General features: G+C 60.9%; 17 protein-coding genes. All 17 read left to right on the forward strand.

All coding sequences use genetic code 11. The features are described from left to right. The first annotated feature begins 1 nt into the window (after position 1). Positions 2-1,129, forward strand: coding sequence for a DNA polymerase III subunit (locus I2D57_RS01555; protein ID WP_195361244.1), 1,128 nt, complete (start codon positions 2-4; stop codon positions 1,127-1,129). Further along, positions 1,120-2,820: a regulatory iron-sulfur-containing complex subunit RicT gene (locus I2D57_RS01560; RefSeq protein WP_195361245.1), complete on the forward strand. Its 1,701-nt coding sequence runs from the start codon at positions 1,120-1,122 to the stop codon at positions 2,818-2,820. Before I2D57_RS01555 ends, I2D57_RS01560 begins: the two co-directional genes overlap by 10 nt. A 102-nt stretch (positions 2,821-2,922) precedes the next feature. Continuing rightward, the gene (locus I2D57_RS01565) at positions 2,923-3,729 is read left to right on the forward strand and encodes a phosphoribosyltransferase family protein (protein WP_229055562.1); all 807 of its coding nucleotides are present in this window, start codon (positions 2,923-2,925) and stop codon (positions 3,727-3,729) included. Positions 3,730-3,739: 10 nt separating this feature from the next. Beyond that, positions 3,740-4,849 (forward strand): hypothetical protein, encoded by a 1,110-nt coding sequence (locus I2D57_RS01570; RefSeq protein ID WP_195361246.1) that lies wholly within the window; start codon positions 3,740-3,742, stop codon positions 4,847-4,849. A gap of 733 nt (positions 4,850-5,582) precedes the next feature. After that, positions 5,583-6,593, forward strand: coding sequence for a substrate-binding periplasmic protein (locus I2D57_RS01575; RefSeq protein ID WP_229055566.1), 1,011 nt, complete (start codon positions 5,583-5,585; stop codon positions 6,591-6,593). A 317-nt stretch (positions 6,594-6,910) separates the two neighbouring features. Then, on the forward strand, positions 6,911-7,495 hold the full coding sequence (gene hpf, locus I2D57_RS01580; RefSeq protein ID WP_035137685.1) for a ribosome hibernation-promoting factor, HPF/YfiA family: 585 nt from the start codon (positions 6,911-6,913) through the stop codon (positions 7,493-7,495). Between the two features lie 79 nt (positions 7,496-7,574). Continuing rightward, entirely contained in the window at positions 7,575-8,528 is a 954-nt protein-coding gene (locus I2D57_RS01585) for a DegV family protein (RefSeq protein WP_195361248.1), read from the forward strand. Between the two features lie 92 nt (positions 8,529-8,620). Beyond that, positions 8,621-9,700: an NAD(P)-dependent oxidoreductase gene (locus I2D57_RS01590; RefSeq protein WP_195361249.1), complete on the forward strand. Its 1,080-nt coding sequence runs from the start codon at positions 8,621-8,623 to the stop codon at positions 9,698-9,700. 5 nt (positions 9,701-9,705) lie between these two features. After that, complete coding sequence (locus tag I2D57_RS01595) at positions 9,706-10,134, forward strand: hypothetical protein (RefSeq protein WP_118081574.1); 429 nt, start codon at positions 9,706-9,708, stop codon at positions 10,132-10,134. Positions 10,135-10,149: 15 nt separating this feature from the next. Then, a complete protein-coding gene (locus I2D57_RS01600; protein WP_117564743.1) occupies positions 10,150-10,848 on the forward strand; it encodes a HEAT repeat domain-containing protein in 699 nt (232 codons plus the stop codon). 6 nt (positions 10,849-10,854) lie between these two features. Next, a complete protein-coding gene (locus I2D57_RS01605; protein WP_195361250.1) occupies positions 10,855-11,940 on the forward strand; it encodes an isocitrate/isopropylmalate dehydrogenase family protein in 1,086 nt (361 codons plus the stop codon). Between the two features lie 126 nt (positions 11,941-12,066). Continuing rightward, positions 12,067-13,149 carry a hypothetical protein gene (locus I2D57_RS01610; protein ID WP_195361251.1) on the forward strand — a complete coding sequence of 361 codons (1,083 nt, stop codon included), beginning with the start codon at positions 12,067-12,069 and terminating at the stop codon, positions 13,147-13,149. Between the two features lie 630 nt (positions 13,150-13,779). Beyond that, positions 13,780-14,223: a PTS sugar transporter subunit IIA domain-containing protein gene (locus tag I2D57_RS01615; RefSeq protein WP_117772902.1), complete on the forward strand. Its 444-nt coding sequence runs from the start codon at positions 13,780-13,782 to the stop codon at positions 14,221-14,223. After that, a complete protein-coding gene (yajC, locus tag I2D57_RS01620; RefSeq protein WP_195361252.1) occupies positions 14,223-14,504 on the forward strand; it encodes a preprotein translocase subunit YajC in 282 nt (93 codons plus the stop codon). Before I2D57_RS01615 ends, yajC begins: the two co-directional genes overlap by 1 nt. Positions 14,505-14,540: 36 nt before the next feature. Continuing rightward, positions 14,541-15,023: a PTS N-acetylgalactosamine transporter subunit IIB gene (gene agaV, locus I2D57_RS01625; RefSeq protein ID WP_195361253.1), complete on the forward strand. Its 483-nt coding sequence runs from the start codon at positions 14,541-14,543 to the stop codon at positions 15,021-15,023. A gap of 90 nt (positions 15,024-15,113) precedes the next feature. Then, complete coding sequence (locus I2D57_RS01630; protein ID WP_035137676.1) at positions 15,114-15,914, forward strand: PTS mannose/fructose/sorbose/N-acetylgalactosamine transporter subunit IIC; 801 nt, start codon at positions 15,114-15,116, stop codon at positions 15,912-15,914. After that, positions 15,904-16,986, forward strand: a complete 1,083-nt coding sequence (locus I2D57_RS01635) for a PTS system mannose/fructose/sorbose family transporter subunit IID (protein ID WP_022094609.1) — start codon at positions 15,904-15,906, stop codon at positions 16,984-16,986. The genes I2D57_RS01630 and I2D57_RS01635 overlap by 11 nt, the downstream gene beginning before the upstream one ends. Positions 16,987-17,121 lie beyond the last annotated feature (135 nt).

Raw genomic sequence — 17,121 nt, forward strand, 5'->3', positions numbered from 1 at the left:
CATGGCCCCCGCTCAGGCAAGTCTGCTGGCCAAGCTCGACACCCAAGAGCGCGTGCGCGACTTTTTGACCAATGCCGTCGCCAGCGGTCGCGTGTCGCACGCCTACCTGTTTTTGGGCGCGCCCGGCGCGGGCAAGCTCGACGCCGCGTGGGCGCTCGCCCAAGCCTTCCTGTGCGAGCAGGATGGCTGCGGCTCATGCGATAGCTGTGTGCGCGTCGCCCGCCATACGCACCCCGACGTGCACTATTACACGCCCGAGAGCGCCACGGGCTACCTCATCGCCCAGACCCGCGAGCTGCTCGACGACGTGCCTCTGGCGCCCATCCGTGCCAAGGCCAAGGTCTACATCATCGACCGTGCCGAGCAGCTGCGCGCCAACACCGCCAACGCACTGCTCAAAACACTCGAGGAGCCGCCCGAGGGCGTTATGTTTATCTTGCTGGGCACCTCGGCAGACGTGATGTTGCCCACCATCGTGAGCCGCTGCCAGTGCGTGCCGTTTCGGCTGGTGTCGCCCGCCGTCGCCGCGCGTGCCGTGAGCCGCGCTACCGGTCAGGATATCGCGCGTTGTCGCATGGCTGTTGCCGTGGCGGGGAGCCCAACGCGCGGCATCGAGTTCCTCAAGAGCGCCGAGCGCCAGGATGCTCGCCGCCAGATGGTCCGTGCCATCGATTCGCTCATCGCTGCCGATGAGGCCGATGTGCTCAGCCGCGCCAAGTCGCTCATCGTCGCCGTTAAGGCGCCGCTCGCCGAGGTCAAGTCCACGCAGGAAAAGGTGCTCGAGCAAAACGCCGATTACCTGTCGCGTGGAGCATTGAAGCAGCTTGAGGACCGCAACAAGCGCGAACTCAACGCGCGCGAGCGTTCGGGTATCATGGAAGCGCTGGCGAGCGCGCGGACGCTCATGCGCGACGTGCTGCTGACGCTTCAGGACGAGGCGGCCGACGTAGTGAACGAAGACGTGCGCGACACGATCGGGCGGCTTGCCGCCGCGACCAATGTTGCGGGTGCCACGCGGGCGCTCGAGGCAGTCGCGACCGCCGAGCGCAACATCGCCAGAAACGTTACTCCCCAGCTGGCCATCGAGGTCATGCTGTTCGATATCAGGAAGGCACTGAAATGCCGTTAGTCGTACCCGTTAAGTTTACCTACGCCTCGCGCGACCTGTGGTTCGATCCGCAGGATTTGGATATCCTCGAGGCCGATTATGCCATTTGCTCCACCGAGCGCGGAACCGAGATCGGCCTGGTCACGGCCGATCCCTTTGAGGTGCCGCAAGACGAGATCGGTCAGCCGCTCAAGCCCGTGCTACGCGTGGCGAGCGACATCGACCTACAGCTTGCCGACGACCTGGCCATCCAGGGCGACGAGGCCATGGTCGACTTCCGCCGCCTAGTCAAGGAGCTCGACCTCGAGATGAAGCCGGTCGGCGTCGAGTACCTGTTTGGCGGCGAGAAGGCCGTGTTCTACTTTGCGGCCGAGGAGCGCGTCGATTTTCGCCAGCTCGTCAAGGATCTGTCCTCGACGCTGCACATTCGCGTCGACATGCGCCAGATCGGCGTGCGCGACGAGACCCGCCTGGTGGGCGGCTATGCCCAGTGCGGACAGGAGCTCTGCTGCACGCGCTTTGGCGGACAGTTTGAGCCCGTCTCGATCCGCATGGCAAAAGAGCAGGACCTGCCGCTCAACTCGTCCAAGATCAGCGGCGTGTGCGGCCGCCTGATGTGCTGCCTGCGTTATGAGTTCGAGGCGTACAAGGACTTTAAGAGCCGTGCGCCCAAAAAGAAGACGCTCATCGATACGCCGCTTGGCAAGGCGCGTATTCAGGAATATGACACGCCGCGTGAGCAGCTGGTGCTGCGCCTGGAGAACGGCAAAGTCTTTAAGGTCAACCTGGCCGATATGACGTGCTCGGAGGGCTGCAAAAAGAAGGCCGCCGAGCAGGGCTGCAACTGCCGCCCCGATTGCGTAACGCGCGACGTGCTCGAGCGCATCGAGTCGCCCGAGATGCGCCTGGCGCTCATGGAACTCGATCGCGAGAACGGCGTCGACGTGGGCGATGGTCTGTCGAGTGCCGACCGTCTGGCCGGCACGTCGATGCCCAAGCGCCGTCGTCGCGATGCCGAATCCGATGCTCGCGCCGGTCAGGGGCAGGGCGAGGGCCGTGGCCGCGGGAAGGGCCGTGGTAAGGTTGAGACACCCGAGGCCGAGGAGGCCGCCGGTGGCCGTCGTCGTCGCAAACGCTCGGGTTCGGGCGATGCCGGCGAGGCTGCAGCCACGGGCAAGAACGCCTCTCGCGAGCGCGAGGTTCAGCAGCCCCAGCAGCAGAATCGCGGCGGTGGCATGAACCCCACACGTCGTCGCCGTCGTCATCTGTCGAGCGAGGAGCGCGAGGACGCCTTCCGCGCCGCAGCTGCTCGCGAGGCTGGTGCCGCCCCCAAGGGTGGTTCGGGTTCCGATACGCCTGCCGACAAGGGCGGCAAGCAACGCAACGATGACGAGCGCGTGCCGCGCCCGCGCCGTCGCCATTCCTCGGGCGCGCAGCAGAAGCCCTCAGTGCCCTCCGTGGCCGATCAGGTCTCGGATGGCGAGGTCAAGGTCACGCGCCGTCGTCCCGGAGATGGCGGGGGAGCGGCTGCCAAGGCTTCGCGTGGCGCCGCTCGCGACGAGCGCGAGCCGCGCGAGGATCGCGGTGGCGAGGGCTCGGCCGACCAGGGTCAAAAGCGCCGTCGCCGTCGCCGTTCCCGCAAGCCGCGCCAGGATGGTGGCGAGGGCTCGACCCCGTCTTCGTCCGCACCACAACCGCCCGCCGGCGAATAACGCCCGCGAGCGGATTTAACCCGCCTTGCCCCGAGCGCATCGGGGTATCATAGCGCCGAATCAACAACCCTCCCTGCGGCCGAACGTAGGGAGGGTTGTGTCTTGAAGAGCCATCTGAACATATTGAGCTGTTTGCAGGGTGCCGGTGCCCTACCGTTTGCGGACGAATTGCTACCGTTTGCCGAGTGGGTGGCACGCGAGGCGCTCGAGGCATTGTCGCCAACACGATGTGCCGGCTGCGAGCGCGCCGGTGCGCTTATTTGCCAAGACTGCCTTGCCGCGTTCACGCTCATCGACCCACGTCATAGCTGCACCCGATGCAGCGCCCCGTTTGGGGATTTGCTGTGCACTGAGTGTTCGGTCGAGGGCACGTCCTCGGCAATGACGGAGGCGCTCGACCGCTGCCTGGCGTGCGCCGTCTATGCGCATCCGCTGCCGCGCATCATTAAAGCGTACAAGGATGCGGGCGAGCGACGTCTGGCTCCGTATCTGGCGGAGCTGCTCTACGACACCGCCCTGCATGCCCAGGTCGTAGCGCCCGATCGCTATGGAGGTGTGCTGTCCGGTGCGGATGCGGTGGTGTTTGTGCCTGCGACGGCGGCAGCGTTTCGGCGGCGTGGTTTTGATCATATGGAGGCTATTGCGCGTCCATTTTGCGAGCTGTCGGGTGTTCCCCTGCTCGACGCCCTCGTTAAGTACGGCCATGGTGACCAGCGCGAGCTCGGTCGCGATGAGCGCCGGGAACACGCTCGGGGTATGTACGAGACGGTCGAGGATGTGCGCGGCCGCCGCCTGCTGCTCGTCGACGATGTCATTACCACGGGCGCGACCATGGCAGCGGCCTCGGCGGAGCTCAAGCGTGCCGGCGCCGCGGCAGTCGATGGTCTCGCTATCGCACGCGTTTGGTAGGGGTGGTTTTGTGGCAGTGAAGATTGAGCGGCGCAACGAGCCGACAGACGAACAGCTAGCGGCTTCCGTAATCCTAACGGGCGCCTCGGCGCTACGCATGATGCGCGCCGAACGCCGGCAGATGGGCTACATAAGCTGGAAGGACCTCGATCCCGATGAAGAGCGCCGTGTGCTGCGCACGTCGTCGCCCTCGACCGAGGACATCTATCTTCCCGATTTGGTGCGGATTGGGGTCGCAAGCGGCGAGGTGCAAGAGGATTTGTGCTTGCTGGTAGGGTCTGCAGCGCAGCGCCGCCGCATTCTTGGCGTGAGCTGGTCCGTATGCTCCGGGTTGCCCGTCGGCTCGATTCTAGAGGTGGAACCGGGGGTGTACAGTCTATCTCCCGAGGCCCTTTGTGTTGCCGTTGCGCGCGAGGTCGGCTGCATCCAGGCATTTGCCCTGGCTCAGGAGCTGTGCTCTAAGATTTCGCTGAGTGATCGCGGGAAGTATCTGCCTCCCTACACCTCGCCCGTTACGAATAAGCTTGCAAAGGACAAGGACCAGCCAGCAGACGTGGGCTACTTTGAGGTTGAGCCGGTGCTGACGCCCGATCGTCTGGCAGATTACCTCGCGGTATGCAAGGGGAACGCGGCCAAGCAGCTGCAGCGTCTGTGTCCCTACTTGTCAGAAAACCTGCGCTCGCCCATGGAGTGCATCATGCTCGCTCTGTTTTCGCTTCCGTTTTCCTATGGCGGATTTGCCTGCGGTCCCTTTAAGACCGACTACAAGATTGAGTTCGATGACCGCGCGCAGGCAATCTCGGGGATGCCGCATGCAGTTTGCGATGCGTATCAGGAAACAGCCCGGTTTGACCTGGAATACAACGGTGAGCTGGGCCATTCCTCTCGGAGGGGACGTATCCATGACGAAAAACGCAACACGGGCTTGATTACTATGGGAATCGAGGTTGCGACGGTCAACAACGAAATGCTCCGCGACATGGAAGCGATGGAAGCGCTCGCATGGCGCATCCACCAGCGTATGGGTAAGCGATATCAGAATCGCGTAGAGGCTCGTCGAAAGAGGCAAGATGCTCTGCTGAATACGCTCCGAGCGTGCTTTGGGCTCAAGCCAGCGTAAAACTATAGCTTTATAGGGGGTCTGTTTATATGCTCTGTGCAAAAAACGGCAAATATGAGTACTGTTACTAGATTAGTGACAGCAAAAACAAAGAAACTTGGGCCGAAAATCTGGATTCAGCGAAGAGATAATAAACGAATGTGGAATATCTTGGCGCCAAGCAGGCTGTGCGGAACTCAAAAAGGGCTCGTGAGGCGGTAATACGCTGCTACTAAATTGGTGACAGTACTCATATTTGCCGTTTTTTGCACACGGCACCCTGAGACGGGTGCCCCGGAGCTCCCCGTGGGGGAGCTCCGGGCTTCATGGGGGCACGAATAGCCCGCTCCGACCTGCGAAATCTGTACTCGCGATGCGAATGACGCCCCTAACCTTAAACTTTAGCTTGAACTTAGCTATAATGCGCTACGTTCCTACCAGGCTGTGGTTGCGGACGGACGAAATGCCCGTCCTAGTCCAAGACAGACGCGGTCAAAGGGATCCACGTAAGCGACCGCGTGCGCGCGGCGCGATCATGGCGCGTCCTAGATGTAAGCCGCACCGTCCGTTCTACTTTCTTTGGGGCAATACCGCCTCGCGGGCGAGCGGGCCAGTCGTGAAGGTGGCTGCGGCCTCCCGAGCAAACGCCCCGGTGCGCAAGTGTGGGGTCAAATACCAGGTCAGCTGGTGGGAACAACCCGATATTCCGTGCGGGGCACGGATCGTATACGACACAGAAGGCAGGGTAGTGGACATGGTGAGGGGCAGCTTGATGCATGCGGCTCGGTTGGGTGCTGGGACCGCGGCGGTCATTGCCGTTTTGGGCCTGAGTGGATGCGCGTTCAATCCACTGTCCACGTTCACGACGCCCACGATCGACCAGATCGAGCGCGAGACCGTCACCCCCACGGTATCGGACGATGCCCTGGTCACGCCGGGAACCCTGACGGTCGCCCTCGATACTTCCGATGCCCCGCAAGCCATGCAGGATGCCGACGGAAACCTCACGGGCTATGCGGTCGATGCCGCTCGTTCTCTCGCATGCCGCATGGGTCTCAAGGTCGCCTTTGTCGATGCGTCCTCGGCCGATTCCGCGCTCAGCGATAAAAAGGCCGACATCTTCATTGGTGACGTCAGGTCTACGGACGGCGATATCAGCTCGCTTGGCACCTGTCTGTACGACGCCCCCGCCGTATTCGGCAAGAGCAGCGACGGAGAGTCGCTGAGCGTTTCGACCGAAACGCTTAACACCGCTACCCTGGGCGTTCAGACCTCTTCGGCCTCGCAGGAAGCGCTCGCCAAGCAGAGCATTACGGCCAACCAAAAGACCTTCTCCGACATCAATGAGTGCTTTGAGGCGCTCGAGTCGGGCGAAGTCGATTACGTGATCTGTGATTCCACGGCCGGTGGTTACCTCGCGCGCCTGATGAGCCAGATCTCCTATGTCGGCACGCTCGAGACGCCCTCCACGCTTGGTGTCGCAGGCCTTAGCTCTAACGATGAGCTGTGCCGTGCCGTGAGCGATGCCCTCGATGGTATCACGGTCGATGGCACGCTCGAGGCAGTCCACTGCGTCTGGTACGGCCAGATGCCCTATGACCTTACCGCCAAGACCGTTTCGGGAGCCAATGTGCAGACATCCGACTCCACGTCCAACGAGACTGAGCCCTCCGATGACGACGCCTCCGATAACAACGGCGACAGCCCGTCGTCTAGCCAGGAAGGCACCATCACCGACGATGACATCAACAAGCTCAATAGCTAGTTATTGGTAGGGGTGGCGTCTGCCATACATTGAACGAGGCGCTTCTTCATGGTTTCAACACGCATAGTCGGGTCTCCCCAATAGGGGAGCCCGGCTTTTCTATTTTGGTAAAAACAGCAGGTAAAAGCTGATTTTCAGGAGAAAAACTAGCTTTGCCGACGCCTTCCTATAGCGCACTTTGCTACAGAAAAGTGCGAGACTTCGGTATGCGGTATCAAGCAATCGTTATTCGGGTCTTTAGGAATCCGCGTGATTAAATGCACGGCAATGGGTACATAGCCAGTACAGTAAGTCCCCGAGGCAGATTGGAGCCACGTATGGATATCAAGGTTTCTGGACGCAAGACGACGGTAACCGATGCTCTGCGTGCGCATGTGGATGAGAAGATCGGCGAGGCGCTCAAGGTTTTCGATATCGAGCCCATGACGGTCGACGTTGTACTTCGCTATGAGAAGAACCCCTCGAACCCCAACCCGGCGATCGTCGAGGTTACGGTTCGTGCCCGCGGTTCGGTGATTCGCGTTGCCGAGCACGGTGCAGATATGTACGCCGCCATCGATCTCTCCGCCGATAAGGTCACCCGCCAGCTGCGCAAGTTCAAGACCAAGGTCGTGGACAACCGCCAGGGCGGTGCCAGCGCAGCGGATGTCGCACCGGTCGAGCGCGTCGAGGATCTGGCCGACCTGCTGCTGCCCGAGGAGGAGGACGACCTGCTCGTCCGCGAGAAGGTTATCGACGTCACCCCGATGACCGAGGAGCAGGCGCTGGTGCAGACCGATCTGCTGGGCCACGACTTCTACGTGTTCGAGAACGCGACGACCGGTCTCATCAATGTGGTGTATCACCGTAAGAATGGTGGATATGGCATCATCAAGCCCCGCATCGAAACACTTGACGAGTAAAATACGTTAACTTGCATGAGTTAACGGTTGGCGGCCATCCCATGCGGGTGGCCGCCTTTTTACGTAAGGAGTCGCTTTGATGGACAAGGCCGCATCCGCCGGTCATTCGGACCGTTGCCGCATCGTCGTCGATACTTGCTGCGACTTTAGCCCCGAGGTCGCCGCGAACCTCGATGTCGATATCCTGGGTTTCCCCTTCATTATCGATGGCGAGGAGCGCACGGATGACATCTGGTCGAGCATCACACCCAAGGAGTTCTACGACCGCATGCGCGCCGGCGCTCGCGTGTCTACCTCCGCCGTGTCGCTCGGTCGCTATATCGAGTTCTTTACCGAGTGTGCCAAGGAGGGCACGCCCACGGTCTACCTGTGCTTTACCTCGGCGCTGTCGTCGAGCTACAACTCCGCGTGCCAGGCGGCAGATGCCGTGCGCGCCGAGTATCCCAACTTTGAGCTCTACGTGGTCGACAACGCTCTGCCCTGCGCGACTGGCGCGCTCCTGGCGCTCGAGGCCGTGCGCCAGCGTTCGGCGGGACTGACCGCCAAGCAGCTGGTCGATTGGGCAAACGAGGCAAAGACCTACGTGCACGGCTACTTTACGCTCGAGAGCTTCGACGCACTGGCTGCCGGCGGCCGCATTCCTCCCGCGGCGGCGCAGCTCACGGCAAAGCTCGACGTCAAGCCCGAGCTCTCCTACGACCTGGCCGGCTCGCTGTCGCTGATCGGCGTCAACCGCGGCCGCAAGAAGGCGCTCAAGTCCATCCTCAAGTCGTTCCGCGAGAACTACGTGCCCGATCGCACCATGCCCATCGCCATCATGACGGCCGATGCCGAAAAGGACGGCGACTGGCTCGAAGCCGCCATCCGCAAGGAGGAGGGCTGCGCCGACGTCACGATCATTCGCAGCTCCGTGGGTCCCACCATTGGCTCGCACGTGGGCCCCGGCATGGTGGCCTGCGCGTTTTGGGGTAAGAACCGCGCCGACAAGGCGTCGCTTTCCGACCGCATCGCGCGTCGCGTGCGCGGCGAGTAGGTAGGCGCCACGATCACAGGCGTCCCGCAGCCCAAGCGCTGGCGCTGAGTATTCAACCTGGTAACAACACCCAACCCAAAAGGAAAGGTTTCATGGCAAACAAGCTCTCCGTCGCATTTATCGGCACCGGAATCATGGGTGCCCCCATCGCCGGCCACATCCTGGATGCCGGCTATCCCGTCACGGTCAACAACCGTACCGAGTCCAAGGCTGCAGCGCTTATCGAGCGCGGTGCCGTCTGGGCCGATACGCCGGCCGATGCCGCGGCGAACGCCGATGTCGTCTTTACCATGGTGGGTTATCCCTCCGAGGTCGAGGAACTCTACCTGGCGGGCGACGGCCTGCTCGCGTGCACTAAGCCGGGCGCGGTCTTGATCGACCTCACTACGAGCTCGCCCGAGCTCGCCCGTGACATTGCCGAGGCCGCCCAGGTTTCTGGTCGCATGGCGTTTGACTGCCCCGTCACCGGCGGCGAGTCGGGTGCTATCGCCGGTACGCTCACGGCTATCGTGGGTGCTACCGAGAACGACATCGCGCCGGTCCGCGACATCCTTGCCACCTTTGCGGCCAACATCTGCTGCTTCGATGGCGCCGGCAAGGGCCAGGCTGCCAAACTCGCCAACCAGGTGTCGCTGGGCGCCTGCATGGTCGGCATGGCAGACGCCATGGCATTTGCCGAGCTGAGCGGCCTTGACCTGGAGAAGACCCGCCAGATGATCCTGGGCGGTACCGGCAAGTCCGGCGCCATGGAGAGCCTGGCGCCCAAGGCGCTCGACGGCGACTACAAGCCCGGCTTTATGGTCGAGCACTTCATCAAGGACCTGCGTCTGGCGCTCACCTATGCCGACGACCGCGAGCTTGCGCTGCCCGGCGCCGACGTGGCCTTTACGCTCTACGACATGCTCGACGCCATCGGTGGCGCCAAGCTGGGCACCCAGGCCATCACGGTCCTCTACAAGGAGGAGGCCGACGCCATCGCCGCCGGTCTGGACTGGTCGCAGTATCGTCCCGAAGAGCATGGCGCTCACGAGGAAGGCTGCGGTTGCGGCGAGCATGGCGACGACCACGAGTGCGGTTGCGGCCACCACCACGACGAGGACCACGAGTGCTGCGGCGGCCACGGCCATGATGACGGCCACGAGTGCTGCTGCGGCCACCATCACGGGGAGTAGCGCCCATGAGCTGGACGTTCGTGGTGCTTGCGCTGGTGCTCTTTCTCTTTGCGATTTACATCGGCTTTTTGTGCGGCCAGTGGGCGTGCGAAAAGCGCGTCATCACCAAGCGCGACTACTGGATTGCCAACTTTGCGGGAGCGGCGGCAGTCATCCTGCTGACCTGGGTGTTCTCGCTGTTCCCGCTGGTGCAGTTTGCGCCGATCGGCTGGCTCGGCGGCTTTATCGCCGGCCTTAAGATGAGCTTTGGCGAGTCCGTCGGTCCGTGGCGCAAGCACGACGAGGTCTTTAACGTCAACAAGGCTCATCGCGCCGCCGCCGACGCGGGCGACGCTGAGGAACGCCGCCGTGCGCGTCGCAATGGCGCGGCCGACCGACAACTCATCTCGGTCACCGATGACAGCAAGGGTGCTGGCAAGCACGCTAAGAAATAGTAAGAAGAGGTAACTATGGCAGAAAACAAAGACGAACAGCTCACTGACGAGGAGCTGGCACAGCTTCAGCTGGCAGAGGAGAACGAGAACGCCGTCGACCGCCTGGTCCAGGAGCTCGGCTGCCCCACGCGCCGCATCCGCCAGTTTGCCGCCCGCGTGTTGCATCTGCTGGCCGAGCGCGATCCGCAGCGCGTCGTGCCCTGCGTGCCCGCGCTGATCGAGGCGCTCGACCGCCCCGAGGCGCAGACCCGCTGGGAGGCCCTCGATGCCCTGACGGCGCTCGCCACCACCTGCCCCGAGCAGCTGGGCGATGCCTTTGAGGGCGCCGAGACTGCACTGTTCGACGAGATCTCCTCCACGCTGCGCTATGCCGCCTTCCGCCTGCTGTGCGTGTGGGGTGCCACGAGCGTCGAGCGTTCGCGCGAGGCTTGGCCCATCCTGGATGAGGCCATCCAGTGCTACCACGGCGACCTTGAGTATCGTGACATGCTCGGTTGCCTGTACGAGTTTTGCCAGGGCGAGATCGACGCCGAGGTTGCCGAGAAGCTCGCGCTGCGCCTTAAGTTCGATGCCGAGAACGGCAAGGGCAGCTATCTCAAGGCCCGTTCGAGCGAGATTTGCGAAATGCTTGTTAAACGTTTTGGCCTGGATCTCTCCAAAAAGAAGAAGCGTGCTAGCGTTAAAAAATCTGACGACGCCGAAGACGAGGAGTAACAGATTATGGCGCACGATGTAGTCCTGATTCCCGGTGACGGTATCGGTCCCGAGATTACGCAGGCCATGCGCCGCGTGGTCGAGGCTGCCGGTGTCCAGATTAACTGGAACGTCCAGGAGGCCGGTGCCGGCGTCATGGACGAGTTTGGCACGCCGCTGCCCCAACACGTGCTCGATGCGGTCGCCGAGACCAAGGTTGCCATCAAGGGCCCCATCACCACGCCGGTCGGCACGGGTTTCCGCAGCGTTAACGTCGCCCTGCGCAAACACTTCGACCTGTATGCCTGCGTGCGCCCCTGCCTGTCGCAGCCGGGCGACGGCTCGCGCTTCCGCGACGTCGACCTGGTCATCGTGCGCGAGAACACCGAGGACCTCTACGCCGGGATCGAGTTCGATGAGGGCGCTGCCGAGGTCGAGGAGCTCTCGCAGCTCGTCGAGCGCTCGTGTCAGAAGACCTTCGCCGCTGATTCCGCCATCTCGATCAAGCCCATCTCCATCGCCAAGAGCCGTCGCATTGTGGAGTATGCCTTTGAGTACGCCCGCCGCTGCGGCCGCAAAAAGGTGACGGCCGTGCATAAGGCCAACATCATGAAGGCGACCGACGGCCTGTTCCTGCGCGTGGCGCGCGAGGTGGCCGCCAACTATCCCGATATCGAGTTCAACGACAAGATTGTCGACGCCACCTGCATGGGCCTGGTCCAGAACCCCAGCGACTTCGATGTTCTGGTGCTGCCCAACCTGTACGGCGACATCGTGAGCGACCTGTGCGCCGGCCTAGTGGGCGGCCTTGGCATGGCCCCCGGCTCCAACATCGGTGCCGACTGCGCAATCTTTGAGGCGACGCACGGCTCCGCGCCCGATATCGCTGGCCAGGATATCGCCAACCCCACGGCCGAGATCCTCTCTGCTGCGATGATGCTCGATCACCTGGGCGAGAACGACGCGGCCAATCGCATTCGCGCCGCCGTTTCTACCACGCTCGACGAGGGTGAGCAGGTTACCGGCGACGTTCGTCGTGCCCAGACCGGCTCCGTTGAGGGCGCTGTGGGCACGCAGGCCTTTGCCGATGCTGTCATCGCGCACCTGGCCTAAGGCATGCAGACTGCAAACGCCTAAATAGTACTTAAGTGTTTGCGTATAACCTGAGAATCAATACGCCCGGCGCTCTGTCGGGCGTATTCTATTGCGGACTATGTTTCCTAACAAGGAGTAACTGATATGGGTCTGATTCAAAAGAAGGACGAGAAGGACGAGATCGACGGCATCCAGATCATCGAGCGCGGCGAAGGCCCCGACGGTGACGAGGACGAGAAGATCGACCTGGTCGCCGGTACGTCTGCCGAGCACATTGCTGCCGGCACGACCGCCGAGGAGGAGGACGCCCGCCTGGAGGCTCAGATTGCCGCGGATGCCGCTGACGAGAACCTCATGCCCGAGGAGCAGGACGAGGACGACTCCGATGAAGACGACCATGCATCCAAGCACAAGAAGACGATGATTGCCGCCTTTGTGGTTGCCGTCGTGATCGCTGCTGTGGTCGGCTTCTTTATTGGCAATGGCGGCTTTGGCGGCAAGGGTGTTGGCTCGGCGACCCTCACCGAGGACCAGCTCGATTCGACCGTGGCAAGCTATAGCTACAACGGCAAGAAGAGCGACATCACTGCGCGCGAGGCCATCGAGAGCCAGTACAGCCTCGATACCGTCAAGGATAGCGATGGCAACTACACCGCTCCTTCTGCCGACGTCATCCTGTCCTACGTGCGCAACAAGATCCTGCTGGACGCTGCCGAGGACGAGGGCATCACCGTCTCTTCTAAGGAAATGAAGAAGTACGCCGAGGATTCAATCGGCACCTCCGACTACAAGACCATGGCCACGCAGTATGGCGTGTCCAAGGATCAGGCCAAGCAGATCGTCCGCCAGTCCGCGACGCTGCAGAAGCTCTACAAGAAGAAGGTCGGAGACAGCTCCGCAAGCATGCCGACCGCCCCGACCGAGCCTGCTGACGGCAACGAGGAGACCGCGAGCAAGGACTACGCCGACTACATCATCAACCTTGCCGGCGACGAGTGGGATAGCGAGAAAGGCACTTGGAAGGATGCCGACAGCACCTATGCCAAGGCCTTTGCGGATGATGCCTTTACGACCGATAGCGCCACCTATAAGCAGGCCATGACCGCCTATTACACTGCCTACCAGCAGTACTCCTCGCAGGCTTCGAGCGCCAGCTCCAAGTGGACCGAGTACGCCAACGGCCTCTACGCCAAGGCCAACATCAGCATCTACGGCCTGTTTGCGTAAGGTTTGCCTGCACTACTGCGCGTTAACCGATCACCTGATTAAGCCCGCTAGAACGGACAACGTTCTAGCGGGCTTTTTGTTGCCGAAATCAATAGGATAGGCCTCGCGCCCGCGCAAGCGTTCCATCGCGTTTCCCTAATTCATCTGGGAAAACAACTGCAAACGATTGCAAGTGACCGGTGAACGGTCGAAAACTACCGTTCACCGATAATCTCAAAACTGGTTCTAACTGGTATTAAGTCAAAAAGACCAATTCACAAATCTTCACAATGACCTGCAATTTTTCTTTACGCTATTTTTAGCCGCCCTGCGTTGTTTAGGCACAGGAAAAGTCCCGAACTTTTGCCAAAGCGTTTCGAAACGGTTTCAAAACCGCAGGTAGAAGTGTTAACGAGCGGTAAACGGTCGATTTATCACCGTGAGCGGTGCAAAAACGTTTTACCGTATGAATCAACGAAAGCGACCTCTTCTGTGGTGATATAGTGGCAATAACACATCACGTGGTTACTACCAGTTGAGAAACCACTGGTCTTTAAAGAACGCTTTCTAAGAAGCTTTAAGGGCGATCGCCCGCTGGCTTCCGAAAATCATCGGACTCAGATCGTACACACCTTCGGAAGGGAAATTTGAATGGTTGGCTTTATTCTTACCGGTCATGGACAGTTCGCACCCGGTCTCGCAAGCGCTATCGCTATGGTTGCCGGCGACCAGCCCGCTTTTACCGTCGTTCCTTTCGAGGGCGACCAGGCTGCTTCCTACGGTGAGGATCTCCGCGCCGCTATTACCGCCATGCGCGAGGAGTGCGATGGCGTGCTCGTCTTTACCGACCTGCTTGGCGGCACCCCGTTCAACCAGTCGATGATGATTGCCCAGGATGTCGACAACGTCGAGGTTCTGACTGGCACTAACCTCCCCATGGTTATTGAGCTTCTGTTCCTCCGCGGCAATGCCACGCTCGCCGAGCTTGGCGAGCAGGCCGTGACCGTTGGCCAGACGGGCGTCACCGCCCAGACGGTCGCATCCGTTGCCGGCTCCGACGAAGAGGATATCTTCGGCGACGAGGACGGCATCTAATGGCCGATTTCGGAGCCAACGTCCTGAGCTCCTCGGTCGCCCTTTTAGGCCTGCTTGTCATCATGGGCTTGATTTACACCATCTGGTCGCAAATCAACATGAAGAAGAAGCAGAAGTACTTCAAGGAGCTGCACACCGAGCTCAAGCCGGGTCAGGAGGTTCTTTTCGCCGGCGGTATCTACGGAACCGTAAAAGGCATCGAAGGCGAAAAGGTCCAGATCAAAGTCCGATCCGGAGCCATCGTAGACGTTTCGCGTTACGCGATTCAGGAGATCAAGTAACTGTCGTCAGCAAATAACGAAAGGAAGCTGATCAACATGGCAGAACCCAACATTCTTCTTACCCGCATCGATAACCGACTGGTTCATGGTCAGGTTGCCACCCAGTGGAACTCCACCCTGGGCTCCAACCTCATCCTCGTCGCCAACGACGACGTGGCGACCAACACCATGCGCCAGAACCTCATGAAGATGGCCGCTCCCACCGGCGTCGCTACGCGTTTCTTCTCCCTGCAGAAGACCATCGACGTCATTGGCAAGGCGAGCCCGCGCCAGAAGATCTTCATCGTGGCCGAAACACCGGAAGACGTGCTTACGCTCGTCAAGGGCGGTGTGCCTATAAAGAAGGTAAACATCGGCAACATGCACATGTCGGAAGGAAAGCGCCAAGTCGCCACCTCCGTCGCAGTTAACGACGAGGATGTCGCTGCGTTTAAAGAGCTGCAGGAATTGGGGGTGGAGTTGGAGATCAGGCGCGTTCCGAGCACGCCTGTTGAGGACACGAGCAAGCTCTTCTCGTAGTCTTCGTGATCCACGTTGTCAGGAGTGAAACCCTGACATTCTGTACGTGAAATCCAAAGTGCGTACATACATTTTGAAAGGAGGAGCAAGATGGAATACACGATCTTCCAGGTCGCTCTGGTCTTCATCGTCACGTTCGTCGCGGCAATCGACCAGTTTAACTTCCTCGAGTCTCTCTATCAGCCCATCGTCACCGGCGCCGTCATCGGTCTTATCCTTGGCGACCTCAACACCGGTCTTCTCGTGGGTGGTACTTATCAGCTCATGACGATCGGCAACATGCCGATCGGAGGTGCTCAGCCGCCTAACGCCGTCATCGGCGGCATCATGGCAGCCATTCTCGCTATCGCTACGGGCCTCGAGCCCAACGCGGCAGTCGGCCTTGCCATTCCGTTCGCTCTGCTTGGTCAGCTCGGCGTTACCCTGGTCTTCACGCTTATGTCGCCGCTCATGTCCTCTGCGGACAACATGGCTCACAACGCTGACACCAAGGGTATCGAGCGTCTGAACTACTTCGCCATGGCTCTGCTCGGCCTGATCTTCGCTGTCGTCGTCACCCTGTTCTTCATCGCTGGCGCTACCATCGGTCAGACCATCGCTTCCGCCATCCCGACTTGGCTGCAGACCGGTCTCTCCGCTGCAGGCGGCATGATGCGCTTCGTCGGCTTCGCCGTCCTGCTCAAGGTTATGATGAACCGCGATATGTGGGGCTTCTTCCTCATGGGCTTTGGCCTCGCGCTCATCACCGTTGCCAACGATTCTCTGGCAACCCCTGCCCTGCTCATCCTCGCTCTCATCGGCTTCGGCATCGCTTTCTGGGACTTCCAGCAGCAGACCGAGCTGAAGGGTGCAGCTGTTTCTGACGGAGGTGACTTCGAAGATGGCATCTAATGAGTATGTGATCCCGGAGCACTACGAGGATCTCACTCCTGCTCCGCAGCTCGACCAGAAGACCCTCAACAAGATGGCTTGGCGCTCCTGCTTCCTGCAGGCCTCGTTCAACTACGAGCGTATGCAGGCCGCTGGCTGGCTCTACTCCATCATCCCCGGTCTGGAGAAGATCCACACCAACAAGAACGACCTCGCGGCTTCCATGAGCCACAACCTGGAGTTCTTCAACACCCACCCGTTCCTCGTCACCTTTGTTATGGGTATCGTGCTTTCGCTCGAGCAGAACAAGGTTGACATCCCCACGATCCGCGCCGTCCGCGTTGCCGCAATGGGCCCGCTCGGTGGTATCGGTGACGCTCTGTTCTGGCTGACGCTCGTGCCTATCACGGCCGGCATCACCTCCAACATGGCCATCAACGGCAACGCCGCTGCACCGATCATCTTCCTGGTGATCTTCAACGTCGTCCAGTTCGCTCTGCGCTTCTGGCTCATGAACTGGTCCTACAAGCTTGGCACCAGCGCTATTGACGCTCTGACTGCCAACATGCAGGCCTTCACGCGTGCCGCTTCCATCATGGGCGTCTTCGTCGTCGGTTGCCTGGTCGTCACCATGGGTGGCACCCAGATCAACCTCCAGATCCCCAACGGCACCACCCGTGGCCTCTCCGCTACTACCGTGATCGTCTCCGAGAAGGAGGCCGAGAACTTCACCGGTATGGAGGGCATCGATACCGAGACCGCTGAGGCCGGTACCATCGCCATGACCGATGAGGACGGCAACGCCCTCACCGCTTCCGATGCCGACGGCAACGCTGTCGAGTGCGGCGTCACCGATCTGGGCAACGGCATGGAGTCCGTTACCTACGGCACCGTTACCGAGGATCCGGTCAACTTCTCTGTTGCCGACACCCTCAACACCATCGTCCCGAAGCTCGTCCCGCTTATGCTTACGCTGCTGCTTTACTACATGTTCGCTAAGCACAGCTGGACCCCGACCAAGGGCATTCTCCTGCTCTTCGTCCTTGGCATCCTGGGCGCTGGCCCGCTTGGTCTCTGGCCGAGCATCTGGTAAGGCTCTAGCTTGAGGGGTGTGTCCCTACGCGGCTCACACCCCGACCCCTTAAGCCATGTGTATGTTAAAAGCCGCGTGCTCGAAAGAGCGCGCGGCTTTTGTTTTCTTGATGATTCGGATGTTGCAGACTGATAA

Origin of the sequence: Collinsella aerofaciens, from assembly GCF_015553355.1 — a bacterium.
Classification (GTDB): Bacteria; Actinomycetota; Coriobacteriia; order Coriobacteriales; family Coriobacteriaceae; genus Collinsella; species Collinsella aerofaciens_V.

Excerpts from the sequence above, each read along its gene's own strand:
- I2D57_RS01595 (WP_118081574.1), top strand. The coding sequence starts at position 9,706 with ATGAGCTGGACGTTCGTGGTGCTTGCGCTGGTGCTCTTTCTCTTTGCG.
- yajC (WP_195361252.1), top strand. The coding sequence starts at position 14,223 with ATGGCCGATTTCGGAGCCAACGTCCTGAGCTCCTCGGTCGCCCTTTTA.
- hpf (WP_035137685.1), top strand. The coding sequence starts at position 6,911 with ATGGATATCAAGGTTTCTGGACGCAAGACGACGGTAACCGATGCTCTG.
- I2D57_RS01590 (WP_195361249.1), top strand. The coding sequence starts at position 8,621 with ATGGCAAACAAGCTCTCCGTCGCATTTATCGGCACCGGAATCATGGGT.
- I2D57_RS01605 (WP_195361250.1), top strand. The coding sequence starts at position 10,855 with ATGGCGCACGATGTAGTCCTGATTCCCGGTGACGGTATCGGTCCCGAG.
- agaV (WP_195361253.1), top strand. The coding sequence starts at position 14,541 with ATGGCAGAACCCAACATTCTTCTTACCCGCATCGATAACCGACTGGTT.
- I2D57_RS01630 (WP_035137676.1), top strand. The coding sequence starts at position 15,114 with ATGGAATACACGATCTTCCAGGTCGCTCTGGTCTTCATCGTCACGTTC.
- I2D57_RS01600 (WP_117564743.1), top strand. The coding sequence starts at position 10,150 with ATGGCAGAAAACAAAGACGAACAGCTCACTGACGAGGAGCTGGCACAG.
- I2D57_RS01555 (WP_195361244.1), top strand. The coding sequence starts at position 2 with ATGGCCCCCGCTCAGGCAAGTCTGCTGGCCAAGCTCGACACCCAAGAG.
- I2D57_RS01560 (WP_195361245.1), top strand. The coding sequence starts at position 1,120 with ATGCCGTTAGTCGTACCCGTTAAGTTTACCTACGCCTCGCGCGACCTG.
- I2D57_RS01635 (WP_022094609.1), top strand. The coding sequence starts at position 15,904 with ATGGCATCTAATGAGTATGTGATCCCGGAGCACTACGAGGATCTCACT.
- I2D57_RS01615 (WP_117772902.1), top strand. The coding sequence starts at position 13,780 with ATGGTTGGCTTTATTCTTACCGGTCATGGACAGTTCGCACCCGGTCTC.
- I2D57_RS01610 (WP_195361251.1), top strand. The coding sequence starts at position 12,067 with ATGGGTCTGATTCAAAAGAAGGACGAGAAGGACGAGATCGACGGCATC.
- I2D57_RS01585 (WP_195361248.1), top strand. The coding sequence starts at position 7,575 with ATGGACAAGGCCGCATCCGCCGGTCATTCGGACCGTTGCCGCATCGTC.
- I2D57_RS01575 (WP_229055566.1), top strand. The coding sequence starts at position 5,583 with ATGGTGAGGGGCAGCTTGATGCATGCGGCTCGGTTGGGTGCTGGGACC.